Source organism: Bacteroides congonensis, assembly GCF_900130125.1.
Lineage (GTDB): Bacteria > Bacteroidota > Bacteroidia > Bacteroidales > Bacteroidaceae > Bacteroides > Bacteroides congonensis.
Window position 1 is genome coordinate 473,131 of the sequence record NZ_FQXY01000011.1, and the last position, 24,504, is coordinate 497,634.

Annotated in this window: 13 protein-coding genes; 10 read left to right on the forward strand and 3 right to left on the reverse strand. The window is 44.8% G+C overall.

Annotated features, from left to right (window positions below):
* Window positions 1–47 precede the first annotated feature (47 nt).
* The 3 genes from BQ7997_RS19315 (at window position 48) to BQ7997_RS19325 (ending at window position 7,930) form a co-directional block, all read left to right on the forward strand.
* On the forward strand, window positions 48–2,093 hold the full coding sequence (locus BQ7997_RS19315) for a rhamnogalacturonan lyase family protein (RefSeq protein WP_073347696.1): 2,046 nt from the start codon (window positions 48–50) through the stop codon (window positions 2,091–2,093).
* A 300-nt stretch (window positions 2,094–2,393) separates the two neighbouring features.
* A complete protein-coding gene (locus BQ7997_RS19320; protein WP_073347697.1) occupies window positions 2,394–4,469 on the forward strand; it encodes a MarR family transcriptional regulator in 2,076 nt (691 codons plus the stop codon).
* Window positions 4,470–4,510: 41 nt separating this feature from the next.
* Window positions 4,511–7,930, forward strand: coding sequence for an exo-rhamnogalacturonan lyase family protein (locus tag BQ7997_RS19325; RefSeq protein WP_073347698.1), 3,420 nt, complete (start codon window positions 4,511–4,513; stop codon window positions 7,928–7,930).
* Here the strand turns inward: BQ7997_RS19325 and BQ7997_RS19330 are convergent.
* The 3 genes from BQ7997_RS19330 to BQ7997_RS19340 all read right to left on the reverse strand — a co-directional run bounded on the left by BQ7997_RS19330 (window position 7,911) and on the right by BQ7997_RS19340 (window position 12,985).
* The gene (locus BQ7997_RS19330) at window positions 7,911–9,671 is read right to left on the reverse strand and encodes an ATP-binding protein (RefSeq protein WP_073347699.1); all 1,761 of its coding nucleotides are present in this window, start codon (window positions 9,669–9,671) and stop codon (window positions 7,911–7,913) included. The two genes, BQ7997_RS19325 and BQ7997_RS19330, sit on opposite strands and share 20 nt — an antisense overlap.
* Before the next feature lie 412 nt (window positions 9,672–10,083).
* Window positions 10,084–11,718: a rhamnogalacturonan acetylesterase gene (locus tag BQ7997_RS19335; protein WP_073347700.1), complete on the reverse strand. Its 1,635-nt coding sequence runs from the start codon at window positions 11,716–11,718 to the stop codon at window positions 10,084–10,086.
* 124 nt (window positions 11,719–11,842) lie between these two features.
* Complete coding sequence (locus BQ7997_RS19340) at window positions 11,843–12,985, reverse strand: glycoside hydrolase family 88/105 protein (RefSeq protein ID WP_073347701.1); 1,143 nt, start codon at window positions 12,983–12,985, stop codon at window positions 11,843–11,845.
* Window positions 12,986–13,218: 233 nt separating this feature from the next.
* Here BQ7997_RS19340 and BQ7997_RS19345 point away from each other — a divergent pair, with 233 nt between their 5' ends.
* The 7 genes from BQ7997_RS19345 to BQ7997_RS19375 all read left to right on the forward strand — a co-directional run bounded on the left by BQ7997_RS19345 (window position 13,219) and on the right by BQ7997_RS19375 (window position 24,489).
* Window positions 13,219–15,096, forward strand: a complete 1,878-nt coding sequence (locus BQ7997_RS19345) for a rhamnogalacturonan lyase (RefSeq protein ID WP_073347702.1) — start codon at window positions 13,219–13,221, stop codon at window positions 15,094–15,096.
* A gap of 3 nt (window positions 15,097–15,099) precedes the next feature.
* Complete coding sequence (locus tag BQ7997_RS19350) at window positions 15,100–16,509, forward strand: glycoside hydrolase family 88/105 protein (RefSeq protein WP_073347703.1); 1,410 nt, start codon at window positions 15,100–15,102, stop codon at window positions 16,507–16,509.
* Window positions 16,510–16,547: 38 nt separating this feature from the next.
* Window positions 16,548–16,862 carry an L-rhamnose mutarotase gene (gene rhaM, locus BQ7997_RS19355; protein WP_022138180.1) on the forward strand — a complete coding sequence of 105 codons (315 nt, stop codon included), beginning with the start codon at window positions 16,548–16,550 and terminating at the stop codon, window positions 16,860–16,862.
* A 152-nt stretch (window positions 16,863–17,014) separates the two neighbouring features.
* Window positions 17,015–21,319, forward strand: a complete 4,305-nt coding sequence (locus BQ7997_RS19360) for a hybrid sensor histidine kinase/response regulator transcription factor (protein ID WP_073347704.1) — start codon at window positions 17,015–17,017, stop codon at window positions 21,317–21,319.
* A gap of 152 nt (window positions 21,320–21,471) precedes the next feature.
* A complete protein-coding gene (locus tag BQ7997_RS19365) occupies window positions 21,472–22,449 on the forward strand; it encodes a polysaccharide deacetylase family protein (RefSeq protein ID WP_073347705.1) in 978 nt (325 codons plus the stop codon).
* 168 nt (window positions 22,450–22,617) lie between these two features.
* Window positions 22,618–23,568, forward strand: coding sequence for a fimbrillin family protein (locus tag BQ7997_RS19370; RefSeq protein WP_073347706.1), 951 nt, complete (start codon window positions 22,618–22,620; stop codon window positions 23,566–23,568).
* 30 nt (window positions 23,569–23,598) lie between these two features.
* Entirely contained in the window at window positions 23,599–24,489 is an 891-nt protein-coding gene (locus tag BQ7997_RS19375; RefSeq protein ID WP_073347707.1) for a fimbrillin family protein, read from the forward strand.
* Window positions 24,490–24,504 lie beyond the last annotated feature (15 nt).

Genomic DNA, 24,504 nt, shown 5'->3' on the forward strand with positions numbered 1-24,504 from the left:
AAATTTCCGCCGATTCTAGGGGTCGGCGGAATTAAAAAGATTATAATATGAAGAAATTGTGGATTTGCGTATGTGCGTTACTACTGACAACGGTAACGGCATGCAGTGATTACGAAATCTTTGCCGAAGATTTAAATCCCGTAGACGGAACGATAGATGAACCTACCGACGAACCTGATAATTGGGATGGCACATTTAATACGAATGCTGTACCGGCCGCTACTATAAACAATCGTGCCGTAGTGGCAAGTTTCAATGGCGGTGTTTATCATACTGCTGTAGCCACCAAACCACCCCAGGGAGTTTTGGTTAGTTGGCGCTGGTTGTCTTCCGATCCTGAGAATATTGGCTTTGACGTTTATCGCGACGGCACAAAACTAAATACAACTCCCATCACGGAAAACACGAACTATAAAGATTTGACGGCTGAAGTAGGGAGGACCTATAAGTATGAAGTGAAAAATAGTGCAGACAATAGCTCGTTAGGTAGTTATACTATTACTACAAGCAGTGAAGCAGCAGGCTTCTATCGCTCTATCAAGTTGAAACCCAGAGCAGGATATGATGCCAACGACGGTGCTATCGGCGACTTGGATGGCGACGGCGAATATGAGATTGTTGTGAAAAGGCAAGTTATCGATGCATCTAGAGATGTGGGAGATCCGGATGCGTGGACGGGATTGCAAGCCGGGAGCTGTATATTGGAAGCTTATAAATTGGACGGTAGTAGCAACGGAGTTCCTATGTGGACAATCGATATGGGAATCAATATCAGTCAAGGCGCGCACACCACGCAGTTTCTTGTATATGACTTTGATGGCGATGGAAAAGCTGAAGTAGCTTTGCGTACATCGGAAGGAACAAGATTTGGTGACGGAACAACGATTGACGATGTGAATGGTGATGGTAAAATTGATTATCGTAACTCTTCCAGCGGACGTGTATTGGGGGGACCGGAATTTCTTTCTTTGGTAAATGGGGAAACCGGCGCTGAAATAGCACGTACGGAATATATTCCTCGCGGGGAAAAGTCTGATTGGAATTCCTATTGGGGAGATGATTTTGGCAACCGGAGTGAGCGTTTTTTGATGGGAGTCGGTCACTTCGATTCACAAGACGGAAGAGCCAGCATTATTATTTGTCGTGGATATTATAAGAATTTTCAAATATGGGCTGTGCACTATAATGATGACGGGAAATTGAGAAATCGCTGGAAGTTCAATACGGCGAGTGGCTATGCGGCTACTTGGCTGGGACAAGGAAATCATAATCTATCTGTTGGAGATGTGGATAATGATGGTAAAGATGAAATCATATATGGTGCATGTGCTATCGATCATGATGGTAACGGCTTGTATACTACTGGACTGGGACATGGAGACGCTCTACATTTAGGTAAATTCGATCCGAGCAGGAATGGGTTGCAAGTTGTCGCGTGTCATGAAGAGGAAAAAAATCATCAAGGAAAAGCTATTGAATATCGTGATGCGGTTACCGGACAGATACTTTCTTATATTAATGGAAGTGGCGATGTCGGGCGTTGTATGGTAGCTGATATTGATCCGGATAATCCGGGATGTGAATATTGGGGTTCTACTGGAGGTAAGATTTATTCCTGTAGTACCGGAGCCGATTTAGGGAAAACACCGCCGACAACTGTTGGTAATAAACCTGACAGTCCGGCATATTCATATAATATGGGAATTTGGTGGAGTGGTTCGCTCAACCGTCAGTTGTTGGACGGCCATTTCAATAAAGATGCTGAAAACGGCAAAGGAGAACCTCTTATTATAAGTTATACAGACGGACGTTTGTTTATGGGGTCAACTTTTAATGTTTCTTCCAACAATCATACTAAAGCCAATCCGTGTTTTTATGGAGATATTTGGGGCGATTGGCGCGAAGAAATGATATTCCCGAGTAGTGATTATAGCGAACTGCGTATTTTCACCACAAACTTCGAGACTGAATATCGTTTCCGTCCTCTAATGGAAGACCATATTTACCGTCTTAGTGCCGCACACCAGAATATTGGTTATAATCAGCCTACTCATACAGGATTTTATTTAGGTTCCGACCTCGATAAAAAGTAACTTTATAATCATTTCCTAGCGGCTAAAAGTTCGAGATTTAAATAAAAGTGCATTATATCTTACCACTTGTCACTTCTTGAATAAATATTTCATATTTCAAGAAGTAACAAGTGGTTATATTATTTATTCGTACTTTACCATGTCCCATCCTTGAAACTGTAGCAATATACAATGCAATAATGAATGCATTTACATGAAAATGAATGATATTCTATATTGGAATAAACACGTTTCCTTACCTTTGCAAAGTGGATAGATAAATCAAACAGACTGAATATTAAACTTTATATCTTGATAGAAATGAGAAATGCAATGAAACATCTTTTTTGCTACACATTACTTATTCACCTGCTGCTTTTGAGCAGTTGTGATCATTCACGGAATATTTATTATAAGGCTGACCCTCAAACCGGAGCGCTGCATGAACTTCATTTGACCAATGATACGGCAATAAACTGGATACTTTCTGCCGACGGTTCGCAATATGAGTGGGTGAATGCCCGTTATGGATGGGGATTGGGACATTTCATGACGGATGATAAGGAATATGAATGGGATACTCCCGTTGAAATAACTATGACTGACCGACAAATGAACGCTACCTATCAAGCAGATAATATTAAGATTGACGTGTCGAGAGCGTTTAATAAAGACGGGAACCTGGAAGAAACTTATCGTTTCACAAATACGGGTACAGAAAAAGTGGAGTTGAAGGATATTGCAATCAATACTCCTTTTAACGATAACTACCCTGATGCAAGAACATGTTTTGAAGCACGTTGCAATGCACATATTTGGACAGGGGGAAATGATGCGTATGTCTTTTGTACACGCATGAGCGGAGCCGAAGGCGGCCTGGGGCTCATTATACAGGAAGGTGCTATAGATGGATATGAGGTGAGAGAACGTTCTTCCAAGACTGGCGGATCCAACTTTCGGGGTGTTATTCAATTGAATCCTCAAAATAAGACATTGAATGCAGGTGAGAGTTGTATCATAAAATGGTTACTGTTTCCTGCTGCTGATTGGAATGATTTTCAGTCTAAAGCTATCCGGAATGGTTTAGTGATTGCGGCAGCCGACCGTTATGTTGCTGAAACGGGAGAACAAATCTCCGTATCATTCCGAAGCAACCAGCCTTCTTTGAAAGGTAAGTTGTTGATGAACGGACAAGTCGTCGCAGATGTCGAAGGAGAACAGATAGACCATTCCGTCACAATAACCACACCCGGAGAGAAAGTATTTACTCTAATGTATAATAATGGGAAACAAACTTCTGTGGAGTGTCTTGCTATCAGCAATTTTGACACTTTGGTGAATCGCCGTTGCCATTTCATTGCCGATCACCAGCAATTCACCAGAACAGGAGATCCCAGGGACGGGGCGCTCATTGTCTATGATAACGAAACCGAATCTCAATATATAAATGGAGAAAGCGGACGCGCACGTTCCGATTGTGATGAAGCACGGGAAAGGGTAGCGATGGGAATCCTTCTTGCCCGCCAATATCAACGTACATCTGATGAGAAATTGATGCAGGCATTGAGCAAGTATGTGAAATTCGTCCGCCGTCTCCAGAAACCGGACTATACGACCAATTCCACTGTAGACTTCAAAAACAAGAATAGAGGTTATAACTACCCGTGGGTAGCCGATTTCTGGTTTGCTATGTTTCAGACGACGGGCGACAAACAATATCTGAAAGATGGTTATGGAACGTTGCGTGCACTGGTTCGTTATTTCAAACACGGATTTTATTGCATTCAAATTCCTACTTACGGTTATACACTGTTGAAAGAGAATGGTTTTTCGGCTGAGGCAGATACTTTGCTCGATGATTTTAAATCAATGGCTGATGTGTTTTATGAAAATGGCCCGTATTATCCTACATCTGAAGTAAATTACGAACAAAGCATCGTTGCTCCGTCTATTATTCATTTGCTGAATGTTTATCAACTGACGGGAGAAGAAAAATATCTCAAAGGTGCTGAAAGCCAGTTGCCATTGCTTGAGTCATTTTGCGGAAAACAACCTGGCTTTCACTTGAATGATATAGCTATCCGTCATTGGGATGGATATTGGTTCGGGAAAGATCAGGTGTGGGGAGATACATTTCCTCATTACTGGAGCACACTTACAGGAGTGGCTTTTCGATTGTATGCTCAGACTACCGGAAAACAAGAATATGCTGAACGTGCCATGAATATCTTCCGAAACAATCTTTGTCTGTTTACGGAAGATGGACGTGGAAGCTGTGCCTTTGTTTATCCTGACAAGGTGGATGGTAGGAAAGCGCATTATTATGACCCTTTTGCCAATGATCAGGATTGGGCTTTAGTATTCTGGCTTGAATATGCCTCGGATTTTGAGTATTAATGTAGTGTTAATGAAATCCTCTTTGCCTTGAGGCTATATATATGAAAGAACTGTTTTTCTTTTTATTCTTGTTCATCGCTTTTAAGTCTTATACACAAGACAATAAAGTCTCCGGACTTGACGCCCGCCAGTTTCATAAATATTGGAAAGTAGAGTCGGAATCTCCTGATTATAAGGTGACATTTCTGGGTGATACCGCCGAAATAGTATCTCCCAAAGGGCTTACCTTATGGCGGAAGGAAAAGATGAAAGGACGGGTGACGATTGAATATGACGCATGTGTAGTTGTAGAGAAAGAGGGTGACCGCTTGAGTGACTTGAACTGTTTCTGGATGGCTTCGGATCCGGAATATCCCGATAATTTGTGGAAGCGTGAGAAGTGGCGTAACGGAATTTTCCTGAATTGCTATTCTCTGCAACTTTACTACATGGGATATGGCGGGAATTATAATTCCACAACACGCTTCCGCCGTTATGACGGTAATAAAGCGGCGATTACGGAATCCGGACTTCGTCCGGCTATATTGAAAGAATATACGGATACTGACCATTTGTTGAAAGCAAATCACTGGTATCACATCAAGATTACGAATGAAAATAATAGGGTTAGTTACTATATAGATGGGACACGACTGGTGGACTTCCGCGATGCCGAACCTCTGACAGAAGGCTGGTTCGGCTTTCGCACCACATTGTCCCGTACCCGCATTACCAATTTCCGTTATGAATGTTCATCGCAGCAAGCTCCCGTTGTTCCTTTACATTGGATTGGCGATGTTCCCGGGCAGGACAAGCCGGTAAGTTTCGGTGTACCTTTTGATGAAGGGGAAATCTTCCCGGAAACTTCATTGCAGTTAAAAACAGCTGATGACAAGGATATTCCGATTGATACATGGACATTGGCTTATTGGCCGGACGGTTCGGTGAAATGGAGTGGAGTCGCCGGTGTAATGCCTGCCGGAACGGAAAAACTGACATTGGAAAAAGTAGTAAAAGCGAAAAAGGTAGAAAAAACAGAAAAGCCGATAAGGGTAGGGAAAATAGCTAAGGCAGTAAATACTACAAAACCGAAGAATCCTGACAATACCTGTCAGAGAGTATCTTCTGTCTCAGTAACAGAAACACCGGAAAATATCCGGATAGAAACAGGGCTACTTTCCGCATATATTTCTCGAAGCGGAGAGTTTCTGATAGATAGCCTGTTATATAGAGGAACTAAAGTCAGTGAAAAGGCACGCCTTATATGTAGTACCCAAAACGAGCCGCTTCTTGATAATGCACCTCAGTTATCTTTTGCTCATTATACAGGAAAAGTTAAATCAGTCAGTGTCGAACGGAGCGGTTCTGTGCGTGCACTTGTCAAACTGGAAGGAGTACATAGACGTCGGAACGGAGACAACCGGGAATGGCTGCCATTTGTAATCAGACTCTATTTTTATGGCGGAAGCGAGCAGGTGAAAATGGTTCATAGCTTTGTCTATGAAGGAGAGCAGAACAAGGATTTTATCTGTAGTTTGGGCATTCGCTTTGATGTCCCCATGCGGGAAGCTTTATACAATAGGCATATTGCTTTCTCATGTGCCGACGGGGGAGTCTGGAGTGAACCCGTGCAGCCGTTAGTCGGTCGTCGCATACTTACACTTGGAGAGACGACAGGCAGGAAAAAAAACGGTAGCAAAAATACAGACATTCAGTCACAGACAGAGAATCAGCTTATTGAACTTTCCCTGCAACAACAGCAAATGGAAGGCAAACGTATTCCGCCTTACGAATCTTTCGATGAAAAGAACCGTTCTTTGCTTGACAACTGGGCTTCATGGAATGATTACCGCCTGTCCCAACTGACCGCTGACGCTTTCTCTATCCGCAAACGTGCCAATAACGATAATCCCTGGATAGGAACCTTTTCTGGCACACGCAGCAATGGGTATACTTTTGTAGGAGATATTACCGGAGGATTGGGACTTTGTATGCACGACTTCTGGCAATCTTATCCTTCTTCTATTGAAGTTTCAAATGCTCGCACTCCGACAGCTACCCTTACCGCTTGGTTGTGGAGCCCGGAGGCTGAACCTATGGATTTGCGGCATTATGATAATGTAGCCCATGACTTGAATGCCAGCTATGAAGATGTTCAGGAAGGTATGAGTACGCCATACGGCATTGCCCGTACAACTACTCTCACACTTATTCCGCAAGGCGGTTATATCGGAAAAAGGACTTTTGCTGATTGCGCCAAACAGTTTTCTAATCCTGGTGTATTAATGCCGGCTCCCGATTATCTTCATGACCGCCAAGCCTTCGGAATATGGAGTCTTCCTGACCGTAGTACTCCATTCCGAACTCGTGTAGAAGACCGTCTGGATGCCTACATTGATTTTTATCAGAAAGCAATCGAGCAAAACAAGTGGTATGGCTTTTGGAATTACGGTGATGTGATGCACGCCTATGACCCCGTCCGGCATACCTGGTGTTATGATGTCGGCGGATTCGCCTGGGACAATACGGAACTGGCCTCTAATATGTGGCTATGGTATAGTTTCCTGCGTACCGGACGTGCTGATATCTGGCGTATGGCAGAAGCTATGACCCGTCATACCGGAGAAGTGGATGTCTATCATATCGGCCCCAATGCCGGACTGGGCAGCCGCCATAACGTAAGTCATTGGGGATGCGGTGCAAAAGAAGCACGAATCAGCCAAGCTGCCTGGAACCGTTTTTACTATTATCTTACTACGGACGAACGCTGCGGCGATTTAATGACTGAAGTAAAGGATGCCGACCATAAACTCTATGAATTGGATCCTATGCGTCTGGCTCAACCCCGCAGTGAATATCCCTGCACTGCTCCCGCCCGCCTGCGTATCGGACCTGACTGGTTGGCCTATGCGGGCAATTGGATGACAGAATGGGAACGCACCGGCAATACAAAGTATCGTGATAAAATCATTGCGGGAATGAAAAGTATATCCGCTTTGCCCAATCGTCTTTTCACAGGTCCGAAAGCACTCGGATTCGACCCGGCAACAGGCATTATCACTACCGAATGTGACCCCAAACTGGAAACGAGCAATCATCTGATGACTATCATGGGCGGATTTGAAGTAATGAATGAAATGATGCGCATGATTGACTTGCCCGAATGGAGAGATGCCTGGCTTGACCATGCGGCACGTTATAAGAAGAAAGCATGGGAGCTGAGCCGCAGCCGTTTCCGTGTATCCCGTCTAATGGCTTACGCTGCTTATCATATGCGCAATGCCCAAATGGCGGAAGAAGTATGGCATGATTTGTTTACCCGTCTGGAGCATACTCCTGCACCGCCTTTCCGTATCACTACCATACTTCCTCCGGAAGTTCCGGCTCCATTGGACGAATGGGACGGCATCAGTACGAATGATGCGGCTCTTTGGAGTCTCGATGCTATCTATATGCAGGAAGTTATACCGAAGGAGGAATAGCAGAAGCGTTTATCTCTTCACATTTCACCATATCCCAACCTTGGAACTGAATTAACAATAGATGAAGTGTCGTTCCGGTTGCCAGTTGCTTTACAACTTTATCCTTGCTGTATTGCAGTAATTGTTGTCTTCCTTCTTCTGCCTGGTTTTCAAGCTCGGCATCAGTAGCCGTACGTGTAGCGTATTTCAGTTCCAGGATATAACTGTGTTTTATATCGGAATAACGTATTTTGTCCGGCAACAGGAAGAAGTCACAATAACCATAGTTCATTTCCAGTTCCGGTTGTACGAGATAATAGGAAGCAATGGCAAGATAGGCTTTCAGGAAACCTTGCAGGTTTCTTTCCCCTTCTATTGCGTCACGTATGGAAGAGTTCTCCCGATAGGCGCGGGCGATGGTTTCGAAGAATGGTTTCCAATGACCGTCGAAGGCGAAATCATCTATCAGGTCTTTCAGATGTGAAAGATTCAGAGTATGGGCCTGTTGATAGTAGTCGCGTAAGAATCCAAGGTACTGCTCGCGTACACAATTGTTAGGTATGCACATTTTCAGACGGTCGCCACGGGTTCCGCACATGGTGAGTAAGCCATAATAATAGAGCAGGCTTCGGAAGTTCTCAATATCTGCTATCTTCTCTGACGGGAATGAGGTATGCAAGTCTACCAGTATTTCACCTTTTGCCGCTATTTCTTCGATAGTGCTCATGCGGCTTCCCTCATGAGTGTTATCGTGGTCAATGCGTGCCAGCATTTTCAGTTTACTGTAATCCGTACGGATATTCTTGTCTACCATGTTTTCGGGCGGACGTTGTTTTTGCACTTGAGAACTTAAGTAGTAGAGTGTCATATCGCAGTTAAATATCCGGTCGTCATTTAGACTCATTCGTGCAAAACAATAGTTATCATACCACGGTTTCATCTCTGTTATCATTGCATCTATATTTCCTGTTAACATTTCGTGAGTCTGATAATAACGGAACATTTCACGCACTTCAGATTCACTGAATCCCATCATTGCGTTGAATGTTTCGTCAGTCGATATATTCCAGTCAATATTATACCCGCTGGACAAATCATCCAATGTGATAGGGCTGACTCCCATTAGGAAAATCCGGTCGAACATACCTTTGAACTGCTTGAAGTATTCACGATAGAAGCCACTGGCATGAGTCAGGTCATGGAACATTTTTTGCCCGTGTTCGCTCAATATGACATTGGTGAAGTTATCATATTCGTCGATTATCAGATAGAGGGGATAGCCTTTTTCTTTGGCCTTTACTTCGATATACGATAATTTTGCTTTAGCGCTTTCAATACTTTCTACTGTTGACTTGAAATCTTCATCATAATAAGATGCATATGCATGGGCAAACTGGTTGATGATGATACTGCAATATTCATTAAAGCTGCTCATCAAGTCTGCTCCCGGCAGAGAACAGCCTGCTTTTGAGAAGTCGAAGAAAAGGACTTGGTAATTGTTACGTCCTTTAGTCGGATGACTTCCTATCCATAAATCACCGAAATACTTGTCGAAGTTATCTTTCTGTGCTATGTCGTAATAAGTACGCATCATGCTTAGGAACAGGCTTTTTCCGAAACGTCTCGGACGAATAAGGAAAAGATAACTGGGCATTTCCTCGATAAGGGGCAAATACATGGTCTTATCGACGAAATAGAAGTTTTCGTTCCGCATCCGGTTGAAGTCGGATATTCCGTATGGTATTCCTTTCACTTGACTCATATTGACAGGCTTTTAATTTGTATAGGCAAAGTTAATCTATTCTGTGGAATAAATCAATGATTTGTGGTTGTATTATGGAAAGGTGACTATTTGTTTTCGTACAAAGTAGTACTGGCTATCCCCCAATCTATTAATAGAAAAGTTCTTATGCATTAAAGGTAAACTTCCTTTCCCTTACTACCAAACTTGCAATTAACTTATTGCAAACTATAAACGCAAGTTCCGTTTTTATAAATGAAGCCTTTGATTATAAAAACAAAGCTTGCATTTTTATAAACGGAACTTGCGTTTATAGTTTACTCTTAGGCAAACAAAACTTTAGGATTAACCCAAGAGAAGTTTGCAAAGGGGTAAGAGCAACTTTAGTATTAATAGATTGAGTGATAAGTAGCGTAGCCTTCCTTTATTATGCTTACTTCAAATATTTTTTCAACGGACAATCTGTCTTTTTCAGCCCTTCCGCAATACTTTTCGCGTTCATGTGCGCTCCTTTCAGAGAAGTATGCGTATGGTCGTTGTTGTAGTAATCGGCCGCTTTCTTGATACCTTTCTTTTCCAGTTTGTCAGCACTGATTTTATTCAGGTCGATAAAGTAAGCCCCCGTGGCTTCGGCAGCTTCCCGTGTCCATTTGCCGAAAGATTCCGTATTGCGTTCTATCTTCCCGTCTTTCCATTTGTTTCGTGGGGTATGGCTTAACACAATAGGGGTCGCCCCTTTTTCCTGAACGTCCCTGATAAACTTGCGGAGATACCAGCCGAAAGTATAAATAACTTGGTATTTACCTGTCTTTTCCATAAGAAAGACCTTGCTTTCATCTCCCGAACCACGTAATTCGGCACGGGCTTTCCCTTTGTTTATATCTCCTGCGTCGTTGTGACCGAATTGGATAAGTACGAAATCTCCCGGTTGCAAGGCATTATAAACCTTATCCCAACGGCCTTCATCCAGGAAAGTACGTGCACTACGTCCTGCCATGGCGCAATTTTCTACGGAAATCTTATCTGTATTGAACTCGTCGGCTATTACGCTTCCCCAACCCCACATACCGTTCTTGTCTTTATCCTTATTTTTGACCGTGCTGTCACCGATAGTGAACAATACCGGGCGTCCTTCCTTACGGCTGGAACCTGTCACGGTATCTTTTTCAACAGGTTTCAAATAATTGGCCAATTCCAGTCCTTCATACGCACGTATTCCGTCTGCGGCAGATTCGGCATTGACTTTGGCACCGAAAGCACTGGTATGGATACGGTCGATATAGAACATATATTTCACTTTCTCCTTGCCGAATTTCTCGAACTTGCGGGCAGTGATATCATTCAAATCAATGAAAGGAACATTCTGCTCTTCGGCCACCTGTTTCGCCCATAAACCGAAAGTCTTGTTGACACGTTTGACAATGGTGCTGTCCTTATCTTCCCAAGCATTGCGCGGAGTGAGAGAGAACAGGATGGGGTGAGCGCCTTTCGCTTTCACGTCGCGGATAAAACGGCGCATATATTCGCCGTAAGTATATACGGTTTCTTTGACTCCGGTTTCTTTTATTGTCACGTTCAGCGAATCCTTGCCGGTTCCGGGAATAGAGGCACGGGCACGTCCGCTGTCATAAGGGCCGTTGTCATTATGTCCCAGTTCGATGATTACCCAGTCTCCGGGGCGTACTCCCTTGATTACATCCGGCCAAAGACGGTTGTAGAAAGTACGGCTGCTGGTTCCGCCCAATGCATGATTCTCTACCGTAATCCGGTTCGAATCGAAATAATCGCCGGCATAATATCCCCAGCCCCATTGTCCGTTATTGCCGTTTCCTAAGGTTCCGGTGCGCATGGTGGAGTTTCCTACCAGAAACAATACAGGATTATTGCCTTTGCGGCTCGAACCCGCTTCCGGTCTTGATGTACGTGCTTTGTTCAGGCTGTCCAGTGTATTGTCAACCACTTGGTTGACATCTTTCATGGGAGCAGCGACCTTATTCTGTGCCTGCATTTGCAGACTGCATGCGATGATTATCAGTCCGCATGCATATTGGAACAACTTGTTTTTCATTTTCTGTTTTCTTTGAAATCCCTCACTGACCTGGTCGATACCTGTCAGTGAGGGAACTAACTACAAACTAACCTCTACTTAAAACCTAATGGGTGATTATTCTTAACCTTATTGAAAACTATCTTTATTTTAATTTGTAAATCTCCGTTCCGGCAAGCAGGAAACAACCTACACCGTAATCCTCAAAGTCGGGCACACTCTTGTAAGTAACGGGCTGACCGTCTTTGGGTTCCTTGCCTGTGCCTTGTACATATCCCAGGAATCCGTTCGGATGAACAGCATCTTTCACCATTGCATTCCATGCCTTTAAAGCAACCGGGAGATACTCCTTGCGGTCGAGCAGTCCGTTGCGGACTCCCCAAACCATTCCGTAGACAAACAGTGCTGTGCCGGAAGTCTCTTTCCCGCAGAAGTTCGTAGGGTCATGAAGGCTGACATTCCAGAAACCGTCTTCGCGCTGGCACTTCTTTAATGCCTTGCTCATGGTCAGGAAGTCGTTGATATAATCTTGACGGTGTTTCTCGTCAGCAGGGATTTCATCCAGTACCCGTACCAAAGCGGCATATACCCAACCGTTTCCACGACTCCAGTAGCAATCCTCACCATTCGGCTCCTTATACGGCGGATTAAAATCCTGGTCGCGCCACCACAGACCGTCTTTCTGATTGAACATGCCCGTCTTGTCGTGCTGGCTGCGTGTATAATAATACATATCCCACATCTTGTCGTAGTACTTCTGCTCTCCGGTCATTTTGCCGAATTTGGCGAAGATAGGCATTGCCATTTGTACGGCGTCAATCCACCACCAGTCGTTTACTTGCGGAGTATTCACCACCATGTCGATGCTCGCCTTGATATTCCGAATCATGTTCGGGTCGGACGGACATATATTATATAGGTCGATATAAGTTTGTCCGCAACAGTGGTCGTCCGCGTTGCGGGTGGTGTTGCCGTTGCGCATTCCCCATTTATGGAAGTCCGCCCAGTCATAGGCATAGCGGTAATAATCTTCGCGCGGGTAAATGCCGTATAAGGACATCAGTCCTTCGTAATAGACGCCCCGTGTCCAGATATTGCTGGGACGTACACGACCGTAGAAACTGGGAATGGTATAATCGGCATACTTTTTCATAAAGTAGTCGTTTACCTTTATAATAGTCTTTAACGTTTCCTCTTGTGCAGGCAACTCTTGTGCTGCGACCGGATGTACGGGCATCAGACAGAAAAGAAGTGTTACTGTAAAAAATGAGAGTAGTGATTTCTTCATGGTGCAATAGTTCTGTTTTATTAGTTCACTGTTTATAATAAATTCTAATCGCAAAGGTAAGGGACGTTCTTTTCTTTATCAATGGATTTTTGTGCATATAACTTTAAATTTGTTCACAAAGTGCCTGAAATCTGCTTTAAAAGTATATTTCTACATATATCTGTACGATATTCTATTTTATCAATCCCCTGCGTTCCTTACTTTTGTGATGTAATTTGAAAATCGATAAAACTATGAAGTACATTACTGTCTTTTTTAGTCTGTTCCTGATGACTGCTTCTTTAGTAGCCCAACCGAACTACGACTTTACGAAGTTGAAACGCGAACATTTGGGACGTGGCGTGATTGCCGTTCGTGAGAACCCGTCTACGGTAGCCCTTTCCTGGCGCTATCTCTCTTCCGACCCGATGAATGAATCATTTGATATATATAGGAATGGTGAAAAGATAAACAAGCATCCGGTGAAAGACGCCACTTTCTTTCAGGACACGTATGCAGGGACAGAGCCTGCCCTTTATACCGTCAAAGCCATCAAAGGAAAGACCGAAAGCACTTACCAACTGCCGGCAAATGCTCCGGCGGGTTATCTGAATATCCCGTTGAATCGTCCGGAAGACGGAACAACTCCGTCGGGACAAAGCTATTTTTATGCCCCGAATGACGCAAGTATCGGTGATGTGGACGGTGACGGCGAATACGAGATTATTCTGAAATGGGATCCGAGCAACGCGCACGATAATTCGCATGACGGCTATACGGGGCCTGTAATCTTTGATTGCTATAAACTGGACGGAAAGCATCTGTGGCGTATCGACTTGGGAAAGAATGTACGTGCCGGAGCGCATTATACTCAATTTATGGTCTATGACCTGGATGGCGACGGTCGTGCGGAAGTGGTGATGAAAACCGGAGACGGAACAATGGACGGAAAAGGGAAAATGATAGGGAATCCCGACGTGGATTATCGCGAAGCGGGCACTTTTGATAAGAAAAGAAACAGGCTTGTCAATCAGGGACGTATTTTGAAGGGGAAAGAATATTTAACCGTATTCTCCGGTCTTACAGGAGAAGCACTACACACCATTGATTATATCCCCGAACGTGGTAACCTGATGGACTGGGGAGATGACCGTGCAAACCGAAGTGACCGTTTCCTTGCCTGTGTGGCCTATCTGGACGGAATTCATCCGAGTGTCGTGATGTGTCGCGGCTATTATACCCGTACTGTATTGGCTGCTTTTGACTGGGACGGGAAAGACCTGAAACAACGTTGGGTATTCGACAGCAATAATCCAGGATGCGAAGACTATGCCGGACAGGGGAATCATAACTTGCGGGTAGGTGATGTGGACGGTGACGGATGCGATGAAATCATCTATGGTTCATGTGCCATTGACCATGACGGCAAAGGATTGTATTCTACCAAAATGGGACATGGAGACGCTCTTCACCTGACTCATTTCGACCCTTCCCGCAAAGGTCTGCAAGTATGGGACTGCCACGAGAACAAGCGCGACGGCTCTACTTACAGGGATGCGGCAACCGGCGAAGTCTTGTTTCAAATCAAGAGCAATACCGATGTCGGACGTTGTATGGCGGCTGATATTGACCCGACTTGCCCGGGCGTTGAAATGTGGTCTTTAGCTTCCGGCGGAATCAGAAACGTAAAAGGCGAAGTTGTAAAGGAACGGGTGAGAGGATTGTCTTGCAATATGGCTGTCTGGTGGGACGGTGATTTATTGCGTGAATTGCTGGACAAGAACATCGTGAGCAAATACAACTGGGAAAAAGGTATCTGCGAACGCATCGCCGTTTTCGAGGGAGCTCTCTCCAATAACGGAACGAAAGCGACTCCTTGCCTGCAAGGGGATATCATCGGTGACTGGCGTGAAGAAGTGCTGCTGCGTACAGCCGATAACACAGCTTTGAGGCTTTACGTTTCTACCATTCCCACTGACTACCGCTTCCATACTTTCCTGGAAGACCCCGTGTACCGTATCAGTATTGCAACACAGAATGTCGCTTATAACCAACCTACGCAACCGGGATTTTATTTCGGCCCCGAATTGAAGGGTACCGTGTTCAGAGGATGTAAAATACCTAAAAAATAAAATATGAATATCCGTATCATAGCCGTTGCTTCGTTACTGATAGCCTTGCCTGTCAGTGCACAGAAAAAGAAACCTGTAGTGAATGACTCAAATACACCTTTGCATTTGCTGCAACCTGCCTATCAGGGTACTTATGGTGACCTGACTCCTGAACAGGTGAAGAAAGACGTAGACCGTGTGTTTACCTATATAGATAAGGAGACTCCCGCCCGTGTGGTAGACAAAAATACAGGCAAACAGATTACCGACTACACCACCATGGGAGAAGAAGCCCAACTGGAACGCGGCGCTTTCCGTCTGGCAAGCTACGAATGGGGAGTAACTTATTCCGCCTTGATAGCGGCAACCGAAGCCACAGGTGACCAACGTTATACGGATTATGTACAAAGCCGTTTCCGTTTTCTGGCGGAAGTAGCCCCTCATTTCAAACGAGTGTATGAGGAGAAAGGTACAACAGACCCTCAACTGCTGCAAATCCTCACCCCTCATGCACTGGACGATGCCGGAGCCGTATGTGCGGCGATGGTGAAGCTACGCCTGAAAGACTCGTCCCTTCCTGTGGACGAACTGATACGGAACTATTTTGATTTTATCATAAACAAAGAATACCGCTTGGCGGACGGAACTTTCGCCCGTAACCGTCCGCAGCACAATACGCTTTGGCTGGATGATATGTTTATGGGAATCCCCGCAGTAGCACAGATGAGTTGCTATGATAAGGCAAAGAAGGAGAAATACCTTGCAGAAGCAGTGAGACAATTCCTGCAATTTGCCGACCGTATGTTTATTCCTGAAAAAGGACTGTATCGCCACGGTTGGGTGGAAAGCAGTACCGACCACCCTGCCTTCTGTTGGGCACGTGCCAACGGTTGGGCTATGCTGACGGCTTGCGAACTACTTGACGTATTGCCGGAAAATTATCCCCAACGATCCAAAGTGATGGATTATTTCCGTGCCCATGTTCGTGGCGTGACAGCCTTGCAGAGTGGCGAAGGGCTTTGGCATCAACTGCTCGACCGCAACGATTCTTATCTCGAAACTTCCGCTAGCGCAATTTATGTCTACTGTCTGGCACACGCCATTAATAAAGGCTGGATTGACGCTATCGCTTACGGCCCTGTCGCCCATTTGGGATGGCATGCCGTATCCGGGAAAATCAATGCGGAAGGTCAGGTGGAAGGCACTTGTGTCGGTACGGGTATGGCTTTCGATCCTGCTTTTTACTATTACCGTCCGGTCAATGTATATGCGGCACATGGATACGGCCCAGTACTTTGGGCGGGGGCGGAAATGATTCGCCTGTTGAAAAATCAGTATCCGCAGATGAATGACAGTGCCGTTCAGTACTATCAAAAGAAACAAAAGACAACGGCTCCTATCTTCGCTGTCGAAACAGAAGAGCGGAACGATTAACTTTTAAACGAACGATTAACTTTAAAATAAATAAGACCATGAAACGAGAAGCATTTAAGATGTATTTGAAGCCCGGCTGTGAAGCCGAATATGAAAAAAGGCATGCTGCCATCTGGCCCGAACTGAAAGCATTGCTTTCCAAGAACGGCGTGTCGGACTACTCCATCTACTGGGACAAGGAGACGAATATCCTTTTTGCTTTCCAGAAAACGGAAGGGGACGCAGGTTCGCAAGACTTGGGTAATACGGAGATTGTACAGAAATGGTGGGATTATATGGCGGACATCATGGAAGTGAATCCGGATAATTCGCCGGTATCCATTCCTTTACCGGAAGTGTTCCACATGGATTGATTTTTATAATTAGGTTGAATTGATAGTATAGGGGAATGTTTAGTAGAAAATACAAGCATTCTCCTCATACTATTTAAATGAAGTGTTTCTTTCTTATTCCAACAATCTTGACTATTTTTGTCCAACATTAATTATTAATCTTGGAATCTATTATGACTCAAAGACACCTTTCACTCTTCCTTTTTCTCGTTTGCTTTGTGCTGAATGCTTATAGCGCAATAGAACTCCGTTCCACGCAAATGAGAACCAGTGACGGTCTTCCCAATAACTCTGTCCGTTATATCTATCAGGATAGCAAAGGCTTCCTGTGGCTGGCTACCTTGAACGGATTAAGCCGTTATGACGGCAACTCTTTCCTGACTTTCCGTCCGGAAGCCGGAGACAAAGTCTCTTTGGCGGACAACCGGATTTACGACCTGACCGAAGATAAAGACGGTTTCCTGTGGATTTCCACTACACCGGAATTATATAGCTGTTACGATTTGCAACGTGCCCGTTTTATTGATTATACCGGATGTGGCGAGTCGAGACAGAACTATTCGAAGGTATTCGTAGCCGCCAACGGAGATGTGTGGCTGCATCATTCGGGCAATGGCTGTCGCCGAATGAACCATCAACCGGACGGCGGAATGACCTCTACTGTATTCAGAACTGAATGCGGAAACCTGCCGGACAACAGAGTGAAATTTGTTAATGAGGATGCCAGTGGTCGTATTTGGATTGGAACTCAATGCGGCCTAATCTCTGTCACCAACGGACAATACCAAATAGAAGACCGTCTGATCCATTTCACGTCTTCACTGGCTTACAAGGATGATATGTACTTCCTGACTGCCGACGGGGACATCTACCTTTATCAGTCTGCCACACAAAAGATGCAGAAACTGGCTTCCCTTACCATTGTAGCAGGAAAGACTTCGCCGACCGGCAATTTCCTGTTAAAGGATAAATGGGTGATTCTGACAACTACCGGAGTATATACGTACGATTTTAACACCGGTGACATTCAGGCGGATTCCCGCATGGATATCAAGAAAGGCGAACTGATACGTGACAATCACGGTGATTATTGGATATACAACCATACGGGACACCTTACTTATGTGCTTGCCGAAACGGGAGAAATCAAAGACTTCCAGTTGATTCCGCAGGATAAGATAAGCTACATCGACTTCGAACGTTATCACATCGTCCATGATTCCCGCGGAATTATCTGGATTTCGACCTATGGCAACGGCCTTTTCGCCTATAATACCGCCGAAGACAAACTGGAACACTTCATGGCAAATATAAATGACCAGAGCCATATCAGTTCGGACTTCCTGCTCTATGTCATGGAAGACCGTGCCGGCGGTATCTGGGTAGCTTCCGAGTATTCGGGCTTGTCCCGCATCTCCGTCTTGAATGAAGGAACTTCCCGTATCTATCCCGAATCCCGTGATTTGTTCGACCGTTCGAATACCATCCGTATGCTCACTAAGATGTCGAATGGTGATATATGTGTCGGTACACGTAAAGGGGGACTTTACACCTTTGATTCCAATCTCCGCTCGAAGATGAACAATCAGTATTTCCATTCCAATATTTATGCCATTGCCGAAGATGGACAGGGACGAATGTGGACAGGAACCCGTGGAAACGGGCTGAAAGTGGGAGATACCTGGTATTATAATAATCCTTCCGACCTCATGGCTTTGTCCGACAATAATGTCTTTTCCATCTACCGCGACCGCAAAGACCGTATGTGGATAGGGACATTCGGTGGCGGACTTGAACTGGCGGAACCTGCGCCCGACGGCAAATATAAATTCCGCCATTTCTTCCAGCAGAGATTCGGAACGCGGATGGTGCGTGTGATAGAGGAAGACGCGAACGGAATGGTTTGGGTAGGAACCAGCGAGGGTATCTGCATCTTTCATCCCGATTCATTGATAGCCGATTCGGATAATTATCATCTGTTCAGCTACACGAACGGCAAGTTTTGCAGTAACGAAATCAAGTGCATCTACCGGGATATGGAAGGGCGGATGTGGATTGGCACATCTGGTTCGGGGTTGAATCTTTGTGAGCCGCAGGATAATTACAATTCTTTGAAGTACGAGCATTACGGCACTTCCGAAGGGCTGGTCAATGATGTGATTCAATCTATCCTGGGAGACAAGAAAGGAAATATCTGGGTGGCTACTGAATATGGCATCTCCAAGTTTAATCCGGCTAATCGTTCTTTCGAGAACTACTTCTTTTCTTCCTACACCTTGGGAAATGTGTATAGTGAGAATAGCGCCTGCATGCGTGAAGACGGAAAGTTGTTGTTCGGAACAAACTACGGTCTGATTGTCATCGATCCTGAAAAGATACAGGATAGCGAAACTTTCTCTCCAGTGGTCTTCACCGATTTGTATGTCAACGGCACACAGATGAATCCGCAAATGGAAGACTCCCCGTTGAAGCAGTCTCTTGCCTACTCGGATGAAATTACTCTGAAATACTTCCAGAATTCGTTTCTGATAGACTTTTCTACCTTTGATTATTCTGATAGCGGGCATACGAAGTATATGTACTGGCTGGAGAACTACGATAAAGGTTGGAGCGCGCCTTCTCCCCTGAATTTCGCTTCTTTCAAGTATCTGAATCCGGGGACGTATGTGCTTCATGTCAAGTCGAGCAACGGTTCGGGCATTTGGAACGACAGCGAGACTACCTTGAAGATTGTGGTTGTCCCGCCATTTTGGAAGACGAGTTGGGCAATGCTGTGCTATGTGTTGTTGTTGATTGTAGCTTTATACTTTACCTTCCGCATTGTCCGCAACTTTAACGGGCTGCGCAACCGTATCAATGTAGAAAAGCAGTTGACCGAATATAAACTGGTATTCTTCACCAATATCTCCCACGAATTCCGTACCCCGCTTACATTGATTCAGGGAGCACTGGAGAAAATACAGCGCGTCACGGATATTCCCCGTGAACTGATATACCCGTTGAAGACCATGGATAAGAGCACGCAACGTATGTTGAGGCTTATCAACCAGTTACTCGAATTCCGTAAGATGCAGAACAATAAACTGGCACTTTCTTTGGAAGAAACCGATGTCATCTCTTTCCTTTATGAAATATTCCTGAGCTTCGGGGACGTGGCGGAACAGAAGAACATGAATTTCCGTTTCCTGCCTTCCGTGCCTTCCTATAAGATGTTCATCGACAAGGGAAACTTGGATAAAGTGACTTACAACCTGCTTTCCAATGCATTTAAATATACACCTTCCAACGGCACTATCATCCTTTCGGTAAACGTGGACGAAGGGAAACAAACATTGCAGATTCAGGTTTCGGATACCGGAGTGGGTATTCCTAAAGAGAAGCAGAATGAACTGTTCAAACGCTTTATGCAGAGCAACTTCTCCGGTGATAGTATCGGTGTAGGTCTGCATTTGAGCCATGAATTGGTGTCGGTGCATAAGGGTACGATTGAATATAAGGACAACGAAGGTGGTGGTTCTGTATTTACCGTATGTATCCCGACGGACAAGACGGTCTATTCGGAGAAAGACTTTCTGATTCCCGGCAATGTATTACTGAAAGAAGCGGACGGACAGGCGCATCATCTGCTGCAACTCTCGGAAGAACTGCCCGACCCGGAAAAGTTGCCTGCTCCTTTAAACAAACGGAAAGTCCTGATTATTGAGGACGACAACGATATTCGTGAATTCCTGAAAGAAGAAATCGGAGCCTATTTTGAAGTGGAAGTGGCTGCTGACGGAACATCCGGCTTTGAGAAGGCGCGCACGTCCGAAGCGGACTTGATAATCTGCGATGTGCTTATGCCGGGCATGACAGGATTTGAAGTAACCCGGAAACTGAAATCGGATTTCGATACAAGCCATATCCCTATCATCCTGCTGACTGCATTAAGCTCACCCGAAAAACATCTGGAGGGTATCGAAGCGGGAGCGGATGCCTACATTGCAAAGCCATTCAGCGTGAAACTACTGTTGGCACGTGTATTCAGGTTGATAGAGCAACGCGACAAACTGCGTGAGAAGTTCTCCAGTGAACCGGGTATTGTGCGTCCTGCCATGTGCACCACCGACCGGGATAAGGAATTTGCCGACCGGTTGGCTGCTATCCTTGAACAGAACCTCGCTCGTCCTGAATTCTCTATTGACGAGTTTGCGCAGTTGATGAAGTTGGGACGGACGGTCTTCTATCGGAAGCTGCGCGGTGTGACCGGATATTCACCTAATGAATACCTGCGTGTAGTCCGGATGAAGAAAGCGGCGGAACTGCTGCTCTCGGAAGACAACCTGACTGTTGCGGAAGTATCCTATAAAGTTGGTATCAGCGACCCGTTCTATTTCAGTAAATGTTTTAAGGCGCAGTTCGGCGTGGCACCGTCTGTTTATCAGCGTGGGGTGAATACGGATACTGCTTCTTCGGAGTCACAAGAATCGGATTCATAGCGATAATATAACATATTGGATAATTTTCCTTGTATTTGTGTACAATAGTCTATTGTACAAGAGGGGAAGTACGCCTACTTTTGCAAAGTAAATAGTGCGTAACTGGATTATTGTATCCATATATCCAATATATTTAATCATTTGTTAGAACCATGAAAACACTTTCTTTCTTTATTCTTGCTTCTTTTTTTAGCGCTTTCTGTACCGGTAGTATCCTGTCGGCAGCAGACTGGAAAGTCCATGTCGCCAAATACAGGCAGGACAAGGCTTGTGCCATCTCCTATACTTTTGACGACGGTCTGGCGGAACATTTCACGGTAGCTGCACCGGAATTGGAAAAGCGTGGCTTCAGAGGTACATTCTGGGTATGCGGTTACTATACGGAACAGGGAGCATCGTCCAAATTACCCCGTATGACTTGGGACGAACTAAAGAAGATGGCAAAGAACGGGCACGAGATTTCCAATCATAGCTGGACGCATAAGAATGCGAAACGTCTGACACTGGAACAAGTGAGGATGGAAATAGAAAAGAATGACAGTGCGATTTTTGCCAATATAGGCGTGATGCCCGTCACTTACTGCTATCCCTATAATTATAAAACCGATGAAATCGTAGAACTGGCTTCCAAAAACAGGGTAGGAACACGTACCAGGCAGATCTCAATCGGTAGCAAATCGACTCCCCAACGATTTGCCAAATGGCTGGATGATTTGTTGAAAAAAGGGGAATGGGGAGTAGGCATGACGCATGGAATCAATTACGGATATGATGCTTTCAAGGAACCGTCCTTGTTTTGGGAGCATTTGGACAAGGTGAAAAGCTTGGAAGATAAGATTTGGGTAGGTACATTCCGTGAAGTAGCCGCTTATATAAGGGAGAAGGACGATATTCAGTTGAAAGTTTCGGAAACAAAGAAAGGCTTGACGATTACTCCTGAAATGACATTAAACAGGAAACTGTTTACAGAACCGTTGACAATGGTGGTTGAAGGCAGGGAAGTGAAAAGGGAACTGAAAGGGGTGTTCGTGAAACAAGGAAAAAAACGGCTGCCGATACGTATTGCCGGAGACAAACTCCTTTTTGATTTCAATCCGTATGCAGGGAAAATCAAAGTAAGCTTTAGATAGAATAATATACACTTTTCCATAGATAATTATACTCCGATGACCTTACTTCCCTTGAATGGATAATTGCCAAGGTATTTGCGTACAATCGTCCATTGTGTACTCCAATAAGTACGTCTACATTTGCGGAAGTAAAAAATCAAAGAACAATAACTTAAAATGAAGACATCAATGAAAAACATGTATTTAGCAGCCGTTATGCTAGTGTCATTAGCTTTCTCTGCTTGTAGTGACGAAGAATCGGGAAAAGCAGACCGCGCCTATAAGCCCATCGAAATTTTTGGAAATATCGACGAAGTGTTGGACAATGTTCAGAAATCCCGTGCTGTCGGCGCGGCATGGACAACGGACGACCGTATCGGAGTGACTGTTGAAGCGGACGAGAATAATGCGACGCCTAATGCAGTGGACACCTATATTAATATCCAGTACCGCAATGAAAACGGAAATGCGTTTCGTGTTGTGAACGAAGGTTCGACAGACAATAATATCCGTCTGAAAGGAGAAGGTGAGTTTACGTTGAATGCTTATTATCCTTATCAGGGTGAGAATGGAACTTTGCCGGGTACGGAAGGTGTGATAGCAAAAACGATAAGCGGCTCTGACCAGACAGCGGATAAACAGTCTCAAATAGACTTCTTGTTCGCGAAGGCTACCGGGATTCGTGCTGAGGCTCCCGTTACATTTGACTTCTCACACAAAATGACCAAGATAATACTGAAGTTCAAGGCGACCAACGGTGCTACACTGAACAATATGAAAGTTTATCTGAAAAGCCTGCAACTCGAAGGAACTTTCAACGTAACTACCGGTGAGGCTGTTGCCAAGGGCGTCGCTACCCCTAACTCAGAATTGAGTATGGATATTACTAAACCGGCAGAAGGTGAAATGACTGCATCTATTATTCTCTTCCCGCAGGATATGCCGGCGGAAGTATTGCTGGAAGTAAGGATGAATGATGAGACATACACTCAATATATGCCTGTTCAGAATTTGGAGAGCGGACATGCCTATCCTTATAATGTGACATTCGAAAATCCGGCAATGACAATCACCAAAGCGGAGATTGAAGATTGGATAGTCGAAGATGATAAAGATGTGACAGCTTCGGTTACTGAATAAACGAGTGGCAAGGATTCAAAAAGGAACGATATGAAAAGGAAAGACTTATGGCTCGGTAGCTTATTGACGATGACAGGTTTCTTCGGGGCATGCACCAATATAGCGGAAGACGAGTTACAGAATAATAAATATCCGTTGGAGTTGACGGCGGAAAAGTCCGGTATGACTTTCACGCGCGGCATCGGTGAAAAGACTGAATGGGACGGGGGAGAATCCGTTTCTCTTTATGACGGTTTCTCACAGAAACTGTATGAGGTTTCTCAATCGGGAGAAATGAGTGCCAAGAATAACGATCCTCTTTATTGGTACACGACCACAGAGGAAGAAACTTTGTTTGCCTGGTATCCGGCTTCGGAAACCTTATTGACGGAATGGACGGTAGCTGCCGATCAGACTACCGATGAAGCCTATCAAAACTCTGATTTTCTTTATGCCTATGAGAAGATGAAATTCCGCAGCGAACGGAAGCTTAAATTCCGTCATGGAACGGTGAAATTGATTATCAACGTGAAAGGTGACGGGGATACGGTATCAGAAGAAGATTTGAAAGATGTTGTGTTTACTGTAAGTGCAGTGACAAAGGGGACAATGACAGAGGGTAAATTGCAATCCACCGCAGATGTTGAAACGGCAGTGATGAAACCTTATCTGCTAGAGAATACTAGAGAGGGATATGCTTATTCTTTCCAGTTACTGATGATTCCGCAGGATATGTCCGGTAAGTTGTTCTTTAAGGTGGTGTTGAAAGACGGCAGGACTTTCGGGCATACACCGGGCAATGGAGAGGGAATCTTGGAAGGCGGATATCAATATACATACAATGTAGGAGTTGGTAAGCCGGGACTGAAAGTGACCATAGAGAAAGATTCTGTTTCGTGGGACGGTGATGATGAAGAAGTGGAAGGAACTGATAAAGAATAATATTCAAAATTTGAA

Excerpts from the sequence above, each read along its gene's own strand:
- BQ7997_RS19315 (WP_073347696.1), top strand. The coding sequence starts at position 48 with ATGAAGAAATTGTGGATTTGCGTATGTGCGTTACTACTGACAACGGTA.
- BQ7997_RS19320 (WP_073347697.1), top strand. The coding sequence starts at position 2,394 with ATGAGAAATGCAATGAAACATCTTTTTTGCTACACATTACTTATTCAC.
- BQ7997_RS19325 (WP_073347698.1), top strand. The coding sequence starts at position 4,511 with ATGAAAGAACTGTTTTTCTTTTTATTCTTGTTCATCGCTTTTAAGTCT.
- BQ7997_RS19330 (WP_073347699.1), bottom strand. The coding sequence starts at position 9,671 with ATGAGTCAAGTGAAAGGAATACCATACGGAATATCCGACTTCAACCGG.
- BQ7997_RS19335 (WP_073347700.1), bottom strand. The coding sequence starts at position 11,718 with ATGAAAAACAAGTTGTTCCAATATGCATGCGGACTGATAATCATCGCA.
- BQ7997_RS19340 (WP_073347701.1), bottom strand. The coding sequence starts at position 12,985 with ATGAAGAAATCACTACTCTCATTTTTTACAGTAACACTTCTTTTCTGT.
- BQ7997_RS19345 (WP_073347702.1), top strand. The coding sequence starts at position 13,219 with ATGAAGTACATTACTGTCTTTTTTAGTCTGTTCCTGATGACTGCTTCT.
- BQ7997_RS19350 (WP_073347703.1), top strand. The coding sequence starts at position 15,100 with ATGAATATCCGTATCATAGCCGTTGCTTCGTTACTGATAGCCTTGCCT.
- rhaM (WP_022138180.1), top strand. The coding sequence starts at position 16,548 with ATGAAACGAGAAGCATTTAAGATGTATTTGAAGCCCGGCTGTGAAGCC.
- BQ7997_RS19360 (WP_073347704.1), top strand. The coding sequence starts at position 17,015 with ATGACTCAAAGACACCTTTCACTCTTCCTTTTTCTCGTTTGCTTTGTG.
- BQ7997_RS19365 (WP_073347705.1), top strand. The coding sequence starts at position 21,472 with ATGAAAACACTTTCTTTCTTTATTCTTGCTTCTTTTTTTAGCGCTTTC.
- BQ7997_RS19370 (WP_073347706.1), top strand. The coding sequence starts at position 22,618 with ATGAAAAACATGTATTTAGCAGCCGTTATGCTAGTGTCATTAGCTTTC.
- BQ7997_RS19375 (WP_073347707.1), top strand. The coding sequence starts at position 23,599 with ATGAAAAGGAAAGACTTATGGCTCGGTAGCTTATTGACGATGACAGGT.